This window comes from Vibrio nigripulchritudo ATCC 27043 (assembly GCF_000222685.1).
In the GTDB taxonomy this organism is placed as follows: Bacteria; Pseudomonadota; Gammaproteobacteria; order Enterobacterales; family Vibrionaceae; genus Vibrio; species Vibrio nigripulchritudo.
This window is the reverse complement of the sequence record NZ_AFWJ01000052.1, coordinates 1-11,355: the sequence shown is the minus strand read 5'-3', so window position 1 is coordinate 11,355 and position 11,355 is coordinate 1. Positions and strand designations below refer to the sequence as shown.

The 11,355-nt window shown below is 45.0% G+C and carries 12 protein-coding genes and 1 pseudogene; 1 reads left to right on the top strand and 12 read right to left on the bottom strand.

Translation table 11 applies throughout. The annotated features are described in order from the left end of the window. From RH89_RS06490 to RH89_RS06465, 6 genes and pseudogenes are all read right to left on the bottom strand, one after another. A partial coding sequence (locus tag RH89_RS06490) for a 2OG-Fe(II) oxygenase family protein (RefSeq protein WP_004400417.1) occupies nucleotides 1-775 on the bottom strand: 775 nt, incomplete at its 3' end. A 216-nt stretch (nucleotides 776-991) separates the two neighbouring features. Next, complete coding sequence (locus tag RH89_RS06485; RefSeq protein WP_004400415.1) at nucleotides 992-1,900, bottom strand: ABC transporter permease; 909 nt, start codon at nucleotides 1,898-1,900, stop codon at nucleotides 992-994. Further along, nucleotides 1,897-2,831: pseudogene (locus RH89_RS06480) on the bottom strand (ABC transporter permease). Before RH89_RS06480 ends, RH89_RS06485 begins: the two are co-directional and overlap by 4 nt. 81 nt (nucleotides 2,832-2,912) lie before the next feature. After that, a complete protein-coding gene (locus RH89_RS06475; RefSeq protein ID WP_004400412.1) occupies nucleotides 2,913-3,740 on the bottom strand; it encodes an ATP-binding cassette domain-containing protein in 828 nt (275 codons plus the stop codon). After that, nucleotides 3,740-4,669: an ABC transporter ATP-binding protein gene (locus tag RH89_RS06470; RefSeq protein ID WP_004400411.1), complete on the bottom strand. Its 930-nt coding sequence runs from the start codon at nucleotides 4,667-4,669 to the stop codon at nucleotides 3,740-3,742. Before RH89_RS06470 ends, RH89_RS06475 begins: the two co-directional genes overlap by 1 nt. Before the next feature lie 15 nt (nucleotides 4,670-4,684). Then, a complete protein-coding gene (locus RH89_RS06465; protein WP_004400410.1) occupies nucleotides 4,685-6,361 on the bottom strand; it encodes a peptide ABC transporter substrate-binding protein in 1,677 nt (558 codons plus the stop codon). A gap of 485 nt (nucleotides 6,362-6,846) precedes the next feature. Here RH89_RS06465 and RH89_RS06460 point away from each other — a divergent pair, with 485 nt between their 5' ends. After that, nucleotides 6,847-7,479: a DUF2238 domain-containing protein gene (locus RH89_RS06460; RefSeq protein ID WP_004400409.1), complete on the top strand. Its 633-nt coding sequence runs from the start codon at nucleotides 6,847-6,849 to the stop codon at nucleotides 7,477-7,479. Here RH89_RS06460 and cutA read toward each other — a convergent pair. From cutA to RH89_RS06435, 6 genes are all read right to left on the bottom strand, one after another. Next, nucleotides 7,457-7,780 (bottom strand): divalent-cation tolerance protein CutA, encoded by a 324-nt coding sequence (gene cutA / locus RH89_RS06455; protein ID WP_004400408.1) that lies wholly within the window; start codon nucleotides 7,778-7,780, stop codon nucleotides 7,457-7,459. The two genes, RH89_RS06460 and cutA, sit on opposite strands and share 23 nt — an antisense overlap. A gap of 19 nt (nucleotides 7,781-7,799) precedes the next feature. Beyond that, entirely contained in the window at nucleotides 7,800-8,051 is a 252-nt protein-coding gene (locus RH89_RS29045; RefSeq protein ID WP_022590559.1) for a hypothetical protein, read from the bottom strand. Between the two features lie 54 nt (nucleotides 8,052-8,105). After that, nucleotides 8,106-8,957, bottom strand: a complete 852-nt coding sequence (locus RH89_RS06450; RefSeq protein WP_004400407.1) for a DMT family transporter — start codon at nucleotides 8,955-8,957, stop codon at nucleotides 8,106-8,108. A 100-nt stretch (nucleotides 8,958-9,057) separates the two neighbouring features. Continuing rightward, the gene (locus tag RH89_RS06445) at nucleotides 9,058-10,779 is read right to left on the bottom strand and encodes an SgrR family transcriptional regulator (RefSeq protein WP_004400406.1); all 1,722 of its coding nucleotides are present in this window, start codon (nucleotides 10,777-10,779) and stop codon (nucleotides 9,058-9,060) included. A gap of 78 nt (nucleotides 10,780-10,857) precedes the next feature. Then, nucleotides 10,858-11,091 carry a DUF3389 domain-containing protein gene (locus RH89_RS06440; RefSeq protein ID WP_004400405.1) on the bottom strand — a complete coding sequence of 78 codons (234 nt, stop codon included), beginning with the start codon at nucleotides 11,089-11,091 and terminating at the stop codon, nucleotides 10,858-10,860. Further along, nucleotides 11,091-11,355, bottom strand: a 265-nt coding sequence (locus tag RH89_RS06435) for a hotdog fold thioesterase (protein ID WP_004400401.1), incomplete at its 5' end; no start/stop codon positions are given. The genes RH89_RS06440 and RH89_RS06435, both read right to left, overlap by 1 nt.

The window sequence follows — 11,355 nt, the reverse complement described above, 5'->3', positions numbered from 1 at the left end:
GCACAACTTCTGGTTTAGGATGCAAAAACAGGGGCAGAGAGATACGTGAATGAGTTTGTTGTTCTCCCGTCGGGTTAATCACTCGATGCGTCGTCGATGGGAAGTAGCCGCCTGACGCTTCTTGCAGCATGTCGCCAATGTTGATGATCAAATTACCGAAATCACATGGCACGTCTAACCAGTTGTCATCTTTCCCAAGAACCTGAAGACCAGGCTCATTAGCAGCTGGTAGCACGGTTAGCAGGTTGATGTCTTCATGAGCAGCAGCGCGGATTGCACCAGGTTCTTCGCTTCCTGTCATTGGTGGATAATGGAGCACGCGAAGCAGAGTCTGTTCGCTTCCGTTGATCATTTCTGAAAGCGCGATTGAGAACTTTTCCTGTACGTCTTGCGGAGCATGTTCTTCAACCCAGCCTAATAGTTCCTGCGCAAAGGCATTCGCTTGCTGGTAGTAATCCAGAATTTGATCTTTCAAAGAAGGCGGTATTTGTCCCCATGGGTAAACGTGAAAGTACTCTTTGATGTCTTTCACGGTATGCCCTTTTGCGACCTCTGAAATGCTTGGTGGAAAATAGCCGTCCTGTGTCTCAACGTTGAATTGATACTGCTCTTTTTCTTCTGATGTGAAGAACTTGTACCAGTTCTCGTAGATGGATTCTACGAGTTCTTTTTGAATGGGATGATTGCTTAAAACACCAAAGCCCGTTTCGCGTAGGGACTTTACGAATTGCTCCGCAGCATTTGGAGAGCGGTAGTCTACAGTTTCTAATTTCATGACTGTCTTTTCTTTGTTATTGAAAGGTTAAAATTGTAGACAGATGCGTGATTCAAGACAAATATTTGAATAAATACTCTACATTGTTTAGTTGATAAATTTGATTAGGATCTCCTTTCCCACACTTAACGCCACTCAAATTTCTGAAACATCATGTGGTAGATACAAAAAAAGCAGCCTGACTCAGGCTGCTTCATTGATATCTACTTGTTACAGCTACGACTTCGGATCGATAGCTTCTTGCAGACCGTCACCTAAGAAGTTGATGGTGATTACGGTAAACAGAACCATAATTCCCGGGTAAACCGCTGCCATTGGGTAGCTCCACATCGCTTCACGAGCGTTTTGTAGCATGTTACCCCATGATGGTGTTGGTGGGTTGATACCAAAACCAAGGAAGCTTAGTGCACTTTCCGTCAGAATTGCACCACCGATACCCAGCGTGGTTGCTGTAATAACCGGTGCAATAACGTTAGGTACGATATGACGAGTCATCACAAACCAGTGACTGGCACCATAGCCGATTGCCGCCTGAACGTATTCACGGTGCTTAACAGAAAGCGTATTCGAACGAACGAGACGAGCAGCAAATGGCCAGCCCAAAAGTGAAAGTACAACAACCAAGCGGTAGATACTGAAGCTGTCTGAACGCACTAACTCTTCGGAGAAACCCAACTTAGTCATATCGATACTTTGAATCAGGATCAGAAGCATAATACCAGGTAAGCTGATGATGAAGTCAGCTGCACGCATAATGAAAGCGTCGACTTTACCACCATGGTAGCCCGCAACCACGCCAAGCATGGTGCCAATAACCGAAGTTGCAATGGCTGCCATAAATGCAAAGGTTAGCGATACCTGACCACCAAGAAGTAATCGAGTGAAAATATCACGACCCAATTCGTCAGTACCCAGAATATTGTCTTCATCCGGTACTTCGAAGCGGCTGAATAGATCATCAGCATACGGATCAACACCTAACCACCCTGCAATAGAGTTCGCGCTGAAACAGACGACCGTCAGAGCCGCTAAGAAGAACAGCGAAACCATCGCCAATTTATGGCGGTACAAACGCTGACCGACCTGAACCCAAGGGTTTTGACTTCGTTTAGCAACGTAACTCATTTGTTACCCCCTTTGGTAAGATCAATGCGTGGGTCGACTTTTGAATACAGGATGTCGGCAATAAAGTTCATCACTAAGATTGCAGTGGTCGCGACCATAAAGCACAACATAGCCACGTTGTAGTCGCTGCCATTGATGGAATCAACGGTCAGCTTACCGATTCCCGGCCAGCTAAAGATGGTTTCAGTCAGTACTGCACCACTCATTAGAGCCGCAACGTCCATTGCCAGCACGGTGATCATTGGCAGCATGCCGTTTTTAATACAGTGCTTGAAAAGAACACGTGTGGATGAAGCACCTTTTGCTTTAGCTGTACGTACGAAATCTTGTCTGAACACTTCCAGCATGCTGGAGCGCATGAAACGTGAAATCGACGCGATACTTAGCAAAGTCAGGCTGAGAATTGGAAGAACCATGTATTGAAGTTTTTCCAGACCTTCTGCGCCATCTGCTTCACCGTTCCCCCTGCTGGAAAGATTGGGTAAACCACCGAGAAGACCATGATCAACATAAGTGCTAACCATGCTGCTGGCGTCGACAGAAACAAGTAAGTCAAACCACTGATGATGTAATCAGTTGCCTTGTTTTGTTTAACAGCACAGATAATGCCAAGTGGAAGTGCAATAAAAATAGAAAGTAATGTACCGCTACCGACCAGAACCAAGGTGTTCTTCATTGCGTCCCACAAAACGTCAATGGCTGGTTGCGAGAACATCCGCGAGTAACCCAGGTCACCTTGAAGCGCGTCCCCTAGCCATACGAAGTAACGTACATAAACAGGTTTATCCAGACCCTGTTCTGCCTTTAGTCGAGCGATGTCCTCAGAAGTGATGTTCGGGTCGCTCTGAGCCAGCAGATCAATAGGATCGCCAGGCATCAGACCCATAAGGTTGTAAGCTGCAAATGAGGCTAAAAATAGCACCAAAAACATTTGCAGTATCCGTGAAATAAAAAAGCTTTTCATATTAACGTCCGAGCTGTTGTTTCAGCTTCTTAATCTTGCATGCCATCGTTACGCCGATTTCCTGTCCGGTTGATTTCGGCGGCGAGTGTTTCCAATGTCTGGAACTGCGTTAAGCAATTCTTGGCTGTATGGATGTTTAGGGCTTTTGAAGAATTCCTCCTTCGTCGCCTGCTCCACTATTTCACCACTCTTCATCACAACCACTTCATGCGCTAAGTGGTAAACCACTGCCATGTCATGACTGATAAAGAAGAAGGCGATGCCATGTTCTTCTTGAAGATCTTTAAATAAGTTAAGGATTTGCGACTGAACCGACACATCCAGAGCAGAAAGCGGCTCGTCCGCTATAATGAGCTCTGGTTTGAGCATCAATGCACGTGCGATTGCAATACGCTGACGTTGACCACCGGAAAACTCGTGTGGGTAACGGGTTAATACGTCTTCACGCATGCCCACCCACTCAAGCACTTCAAGTGCGCGAGCACGTTGCTTTTCTTTGTTGCCGATGCCGTTTACTTTCATTGGTTCAATCAATGAATCCAGAATGGGCATTCTTGGATTGAGTGCGGAATAAGGGTCCTGGAAAACCAGACCAATTCGCTGTCTAAGCGGGCGCTGTGCTCTGGAACTTAGGCGAGAAATCTCTTGTCCAGCAAGGTAGATATCACCCGAATCAGGCACATCAAGCATGCTCACCATGCGACCTAGCGTGGATTTACCTGAGCCAGACTCTCCTACTACGGCAAGTGTCTTACCCGGCTCCAGTTTTAAAGATACGTTTTTTGTTACGTGCAGGTATTGTGGCTCGCGACCAAACATTGAGCCTGCTTCAAGCACATAACGTTTTTGAAGGTTTTTTACTTCCAAAAGAGCCATCAGGATACGCCTCCTTTGCTAAGTTGACGCTTTTTCGCCACTTCTACATAGTGATCGTAAAGCTCTGGGCAGCGGTCACGGAATGTGTAGTTATCACCGCGTTGATCGAGTGGAGGTACACTTCCAGGAATCGCAGGTAAGCGATCTACATTCACACCGACTCTTGGGATGGTATCAAGCAATGCCTGAGTGTAAGGGTGTTGAGGGTTGTCGAAGATTTCATTTACATCTGCCAGTTCAACAACCTGCCCCGCATACATAACCATAACTCGGTCAGAGATTTGGGACACAACGCCCAATGAGTGGCTGATGAATTGAATCGCAGTGCCTGTTGTTTCGCGTAGCTCTTCGAGAAGATCCAAAACCTGCGCCTGAACTGTTACATCAAGTGCAGTTGTTGGTTCGTCGGCAATCAGAACTTTTGGCTTACAAGCCAGCGCCATTGCGATCATTACACGCTGACGCATACCGCCTGACAGTTCATGAGGGAAAGCTTTTGCCCGCTTTTCTGGGTAAGGAATATGAACCTGTTTAAGCATTTCGATCGCTCGGTTCATTGCTTCGGCTTTTGAAGTACCTTCATGAATGATGAACATTTCTGCGACTTGTTCACCAACGGTTACTACTGGGTTTAGCGCGGTCATTGGCTCCTGGAAGATCATTCCAATGCCTTCACCACGAATTTGTTGATAGCGTTTTTCTGGCATGCCGACCAGGTTTTCACCTTCGAAGACAATTTCACCAGATAGCTTCAGTTTTTTATCAAGCAAACCCATGACTGATAACGAGGTGAGAGACTTACCACAGCCAGACTCCCCTACGATACCCAGGATTTCGCCCGATTTGATTTGATAATTGACATCCTTTACAGCGTAGTGTGGCCCGAGGGCCACACTCATATTGCGAACGTCTAGTATTACATCACTCATAGACATTCCAATCGCTTATTTTTCTCGAGTCCAGTTTTCAGCCCAGTAGCTTGAATAGTTCTGGTGACCTGTTGGAGCGATACCTTTTAACCATTTAGGTTTAATGTAGCTGTCTGAACGGTAGTAAAGAGGCAGTGCTGGTAGTTCGGTTGCGTAAAGATTCTGGAACTCTTTCCACAACTCCATACGTTTTTCGAAGTTGAGTTCTTCATCAATCTTGTTGATCAATTCGTCCATTTTCGGGTTTTTGTAGCCCGCATAGTTTTGACCAGACCAACCGTTCTCTTTAGTTGGGATGTATTCAGAATGAAGAGTCGTTCTTGGTAGCTGTTCTGGAGAAGAACCCCAAGCAAACATTGCTAAACCTTTGTGCTGACGCTGGTTCAGTGTAGTACCGAAGTAAACGCGCGCAGTTTGGTTATTAATGATTGTTTTGATACCAACTTTTTTCCACTGTCCCTGAGCAAACTGCTGTACCAATTCACGAGTCTTGTTGCCGGACGTAGTCATGAATTCGATTTCTAGTGGCTTGCCGTTCTTCATCTGAACGCCATTCACCAGCTTGTAGCCAGCTTCTTTTAGAAGTGCTTTGGCTTTTTCAGGATCGTAAGAATACGAAGGTGCATTCGAATCAAATGAAGCATCAAGTGGGCTTACGTTTGAGTTAGCCACTTTTTGTTTACCAGCGAACAGTTTCTTAGTCAGTAGTTCGCGATCCAGACCGAACAGCAGTGCCTGACGAACGCGTACGTCTTGCAGATGTTCATTTTGCAATTGCACGTCCAGGTGCTCATACAAAGCAGCTGGGCGAATATCAACGTCGTACTTGTTACCGAACTTCTTCTCGAACTGAAGCGCCTGGTCAAGAGTTAGACCCATTTCACCCGGGATGTAGTCCACGTCGCCAGATAGGAGGTTTGCCTGAAGTGCTTGTGTATCCGAAACAGTTTTGATTGTGATGTTGCCAAAATGAGGTTGCTTGCCTTTCCAGTGCTCGTTCAGACCAAGAATAACAAACTGACCTTGCTTCAGGTTCTTAATAGTATAAGGACCGTTGTATAGAGCGGCATTGGTTGGGTCTGTTACGTAGTTAGTTTTAAGGTGATATTCCTTAGGATTGGCATTGAAAATAGATTCTTCAACGTGACGTGGTAACACACTTGGAATGTAGTATGCGTTGTATTTGTAAGAAACACGGTCTACATAGACGTTTACAGTGTAGTCGTCGACAACTTCAAGTTTTTCCATGTGTTGGTATGTAGAAAGACCGGCGTTGCCTTGTACTTCAGAAGAAGTCGCTACGTCATACCAGAATTTAACGTCTTTAGTCGTGATTGGCGTACCGTCACCCCAGAAGAGGTCTTTTTTAAACTTAACGGTGATCTTAACGCCTTTTTCGCTTTCGCCCTCTTTAGCGTGGGGACGGTCGACAACAACAGCTAGGCCATTTTCGAAAGATGGGACTTCTTCACAAAGAAAACACATCAGCTTCCATTGCTGATCAAAACCAATAGTGTCGCGAAACGTAAAACCGTGGGTATAGGTTTTCGCAACCATGCTATCGATAATTGGGTGAAGAGTTGAAGGGTATTGAGAGATGCCCAGAGTCAGTTTGTCATCGGCTGAGAGAGCTTGGCTGCTCATCAGTGCAGCAGCGCCTGCTAGCGCCAATACGGATTTTTTTAACTTCATTTTAATCTCCATATCTTTATATTTGAGTTCTCCACATTCGGAAACTGAATGTCTTGAAAAACTCGAATCCTTGAGTGATAAGTGCGGAATCCAACGGTGATAGATAGCAATCTTCACCTTAAACGCCGGATTGTCGCAGAATTTTATACACAAATTCAGATAATCAATGTTCTTTCTTTATAAAAGGTGATGCAATTATCATTTGTAATAAATTCTTAAGCCGCAATTCATAACGTTTTTATATAAACCCCGCACTTTAGTTATCTAAGTAGTTATTAGTTAAGTAAAAACTGCTAGTCTCATTTCCTTTTTCAGATCGAAATCTCACTTTGTTCTGTAACATCTCACGCTTTCTCTGAAACATTTACGATTAAACATTATTCACCTTGTTATCAATTGATATTTATAAGTGGCTTTAAAATTTAATTGAACAGTGTTTTATTGTGTGTATAATCGCATCAAACAAATGATTAGGGAAAACGAAAATGTTGAAATCTCTACTTTCTAACCGCGTGCTTTCTTTACTTTCTGTTAACTATATCGCCGTTCTTATCTTTTCGATGATCAACCCTGCTTCCTGGGCTGTTTGGATAGCTGAAATTATTCCAGTGCTTCTGGCATTTGCTTTCATCGTGTTGACTCACCACAAATTCCGCTTCAGCAATACCGCTTATATATTGATGTTTGTCTGGCTTTTCATGCACACCATCGGAGCCAAATACACATTTGCAGAGGTCCCTTTCAACTGGTTTAACGATTTAATTGGCTCAGAACGAAATCATTATGATCGCGTAGCTCACTATTCCATCGGATTTTGGGCTTACCCAATTGCGGAATACCTGTACAGAAAAAATCACGCTTCGGTTGTTATCTCTACACTGTTTGGTTTGTTTGCCTTAATGAGTGTCGCGGCAGGGTATGAAATTATTGAATGGTGGTATGCGGAACTGGCTGGCGGCAATGAAGGTATTGCGTTTTTGGGGTCACAGGGCGACATCTGGGATGCTCAGAGAGACATGTTGTGCGACACCTTAGGAGCCATTACCGTTCTCATCGCGTTCTACTTTAATAGCCAATCCATGGCTGTCGAGAAGGCTAAGCCTGAGTATTCGATTTAACCCAGTCTAGGTATTCTGATAACCCTGAACTGATCGGAAGCTGCACGACTTGAGGAACCTCATAGTTATGCAGCTTTTTTATTACCTCTTCTACATGGTGGTATCGAGCGCTTTGAGTCTTAATCACCAGTAGCTGCTCACCGTCTTCACATACCTTTTCTTCCCAAAGATAATAGCTTTCAATCGGTAGTACCTGAATACAAGCAGCCAGCTTCTCTGTTAATAGTGTACTGACAATTCCACGTTTGGTTTCATTATCGTTAACCGTAGTGAGGACGACGCAAAATTCTGATTCTGACATGATTGCCCCTTGGTTTAGATTACTTAGCGAAGACTTTGCCGCCGACGATTTTATTCGCTGGAACACCCCGAATGAGTGTTCGGCGAGCAAATACGGTCCCGCACTCCGGGCACTCACAAGGTGTAGTTGTGTAGTCTTCGACAATACGTTCGACAAAACACTTTACCAGCGCCCCTTTTCCGCCCTTTCTGTAACGGTAGAGTTTTGTTCTGCATTTGGAACAGAAAACATCGACAGCCTTAGAGGGTAACTTTTTATTGGGTTTTGCCATCTTTCAGTTTGCGAAAATCTAGGTAGTGATATTTTACCTAATTAACCGAAGAAATTAACCTTTCGTTACTAAAGTAATCGCGATACCACCCAGAACAAGAAGAGATGACACCAAAAACCACACAGTGATAGGTTCACTGACAAAAAGCACCCCGCCCAGAGACGCGATAACTGGGACAGACAACTGAACAACACCTGCCTGAAGCCCCGATATGTGTTTCACTACCCGATACCAAATTGCATAGCCTAGACCAGATGCGATGCTGCCTGATAAAAGTGCGTAAAGAATGCCTTCGCGAGAGGCGGAATCCCACTCCACCAACCAAGGCAGTAATAAGAAAACTGGGATCGATGCCCCAATGAAGTTTAACTGGGTCGAAACAAGCGGATTAGAACTCGATTTTCCATTTAACGTGTATCCGCCCCAACATATACCGGAAACGACCATCAAAATCGCTCCTGTTAAGTCAGGTTGAGTTGCCCCCGGCAGCAATAGTATGACTAAACCACTAAACGAGATAACTACTCCAGCGATTGCAGCCGCTTTGAGTTTTATGCCTGCTAATAAAGACACAATGATAATGGTCAGTTGAACCGCACCAAACAACAATAGAGCGCCTGTACCAGTAGCTAGATCGATATACGCATAAGAAAAGAAAATGGCGTATCCAAACAGCAGTGCACTGCCCTTGAGGTTAAAATCATCAGAAAAAAGAGAGAATCGTCGTCCGGAACGAGTCAGGTTTACCAAAATGAAGAGCGTAAATGCGCCGGAAATAAGACGAATGGCGGTAAAGGTACCGGGGTCTATTTGACTGTCTGCTAGCGCAAGTCGGCACAATACGGAATTGCCTGCAAATGCCACCATGGCAATGAGAATGTAGAGTTGGTTTTTCAATGAAGGCATGCAGGGTTCCTAACTTAGTCACCACTTCATCATGACTTCAATGAAATAATAAAACCAGCATGTTTTTGCTGGTTTTATAACCGATGGGAATATGGCGATATTAACTGTTGTTGTCTTCCGTATTCAGAGATTCGAGCTCTAATTCGGGTTTCACCCAGACTTTGCTGAAATCGAACCACCCAAGCGCGTTAGTTTTAGCATTCTGTAACGAACCGCACTGGTCTTTACTCAAACCAAGCCAACCGTGGAACATTGGAATCAGAATCTGGCTTTCTACCAGTTCTTTGCCAAGTCGCTTCGCAGGGAACGCCATTTCAGGTTGTGCTCGCCATTCGTTTATGATTGTACGCCACTTGGTAAACTGTTCTTCTCTACACATGTTGTGGATATCACCGTAGCTAAGAAACCAGCCGAGTAATCCGTCATCGCGATTAGTGCTGATCCCCATTGGCTTAATCCAGATATCGATTTCGCTCATGTTTTCCGGTTCTACATCGTAACGTATGTATTCAACGTTCAGTCCGTCTTGCTTAAGCAATTGTTCAATTGCTGCAGCATACATTTTGAACCCCGGATGGAAGCAGTGGTAAGCGACTTTGATGGTGACCTGTGCCGGTGGCTTGGTCTGGGAACCTGTCGGTCGGTTATGAAACCAGCCTGGCTTTAAACCATGAGCGTGCAACAAGCCCTGCTCTACTATTTTATCTTTAGGCATTAATTCAAACACATCGAAGCAGTTAAGACGTGTGCAGAAATAATTGGCCCACTCCTGATCTTTCGCCAGTCCATGTTTTTGGTTAAGTAAAAGGTACGTACAGCCGGGATCCAGTTCGACATCTTCATGCTCACGTTGCTGGGGTTTGGTTGGATGCTGCAAACTTGGATAAACCAGAGTGGAGTAAGCTTCATCAATCACCCAGACTTCTACCTTATCGATAAGAGGTCGGAAACCAAAATAACCATCAAAAGCTTCTAGCACTAGCCTCTTATCATCATTGATCAGTACTCGATAAGGACCAGTCCCAACGGGCGTCCGATCCATATCATCATCTGGTAACTGATGGGACGGAAGTATTTTGGCATTCGTTTCGGCAAGAAGCAGGGGTAAATGCCAGTCTGGCAATGAAAGGTGAATGTCTACTACCCAAGAAGAAACTTCTTCTACCTTGCTGATATGGTCGAACATCTGGCAATTGGCGGAACAGGTCAGGCTCTCAACAATGTCTTGCGATGTCAGCAGGTTGCCATTATGGCATCGAACTCCGGGACGAATATAGAAACGCCAGTGCCTATCAGAAATCATTTCCCAGTCGTGCGCTAAATCGCCTTGAACCTGCTCGTTTTCGTCTAACTTGGTCAAGCCAGAGAAAACTTGTCTGATGATGTGCTGTTCTGAACGGCGCGTTGGCTTGTGAGGGTTGAGCATTCTGAGTGCTCGATAATAAGGTAAGCGGACAACTTGCTGTCCTTGTTGGTGTTGAAGACCAAGGTAATCCTGAATCACCTGCGTCAGGCGAGAGGCATCGCGCTCCAGAACGTTCAGTGCCTGACCAATTTTGCCTTCTTCTAAGTATCGCTTGGCGAGATTTTCACTGACATCCTGTTTGTTTCTTAGGAAGATGAGTTGTGAGAGCTTTCCCCTGCCCGCCGCCGGGTGCCACTCGATCCAGCCCTCTTCCGCAAGCTTGTTTAACACAATACGGGCGTTGCGTCGGGTACAAAAAAGAATGTCGGTGATATCTTCTAACTGAACCTCTGAATCGGTTCCGTTGTAATGCTCGAATAGAGTTTCGAATTGGCTTCGAAGGCGTGGGCTGCTCATAATGAGGAAAAACTCTCGACAAGTGGAATCTCAGAATTTCCTTATTTTAGCACCAGCGAAATTAAAGCACTATTAAACTTACTGGATAGAGATCCCAAGTTGTTCTGCCAGCTGTTCCAGCTGTTGGTGGTTATCTAACTTTATGGACCACTTACATTCTGCACCATTTGCAGTGACGACATTTGCACCATGGCCTATCAGGGATATTGCGTCTGTCTGGCTTTGCAGAGTAACAAAATGTTCGCCAGTTAGTTTTACAACGACTTCGTGCATCGTGGCGATGATTTTTCCGCTTTTAAAAGTAATGACCATCAGGATTTCGCTTTCTTGGTTTTTACCGCTATCGTCAGGCGACTGGTACAAATGAGTCGATCTTGTTCGTCAACAAGATTTATCTGCCACACTTGGGTTGAAATACCTAAATGAAGTGGGCTCGTGGTTCCGGTAACTGCGCCTTTTCTCATCGCCCTCACGTGGTTGGCGTTAATATCGAGTCCAACGCAATATGAATCATCGTCTACAGCAAAGTTAGCAGCAATGGAACCAAGAGATTCTGCTAATACGACTGATGCCCCG

Coding starts and splice junctions, on each gene's coding strand:
- RH89_RS06485 (WP_004400415.1), bottom strand. CDS start 1,900: ATGAGTTACGTTGCTAAACGAAGTCAAAACCCTTGGGTTCAGGTCGGT.
- RH89_RS06475 (WP_004400412.1), bottom strand. CDS start 3,740: ATGGCTCTTTTGGAAGTAAAAAACCTTCAAAAACGTTATGTGCTTGAA.
- RH89_RS06470 (WP_004400411.1), bottom strand. CDS start 4,669: ATGAGTGATGTAATACTAGACGTTCGCAATATGAGTGTGGCCCTCGGG.
- RH89_RS06465 (WP_004400410.1), bottom strand. CDS start 6,361: ATGAAGTTAAAAAAATCCGTATTGGCGCTAGCAGGCGCTGCTGCACTG.
- RH89_RS06460 (WP_004400409.1), top strand. CDS start 6,847: ATGTTGAAATCTCTACTTTCTAACCGCGTGCTTTCTTTACTTTCTGTT.
- cutA (WP_004400408.1), bottom strand. CDS start 7,780: ATGTCAGAATCAGAATTTTGCGTCGTCCTCACTACGGTTAACGATAAT.
- RH89_RS29045 (WP_022590559.1), bottom strand. CDS start 8,051: ATGGCAAAACCCAATAAAAAGTTACCCTCTAAGGCTGTCGATGTTTTC.
- RH89_RS06450 (WP_004400407.1), bottom strand. CDS start 8,957: ATGCCTTCATTGAAAAACCAACTCTACATTCTCATTGCCATGGTGGCA.
- RH89_RS06445 (WP_004400406.1), bottom strand. CDS start 10,779: ATGAGCAGCCCACGCCTTCGAAGCCAATTCGAAACTCTATTCGAGCAT.
- RH89_RS06440 (WP_004400405.1), bottom strand. CDS start 11,091: ATGGTCATTACTTTTAAAAGCGGAAAAATCATCGCCACGATGCACGAA.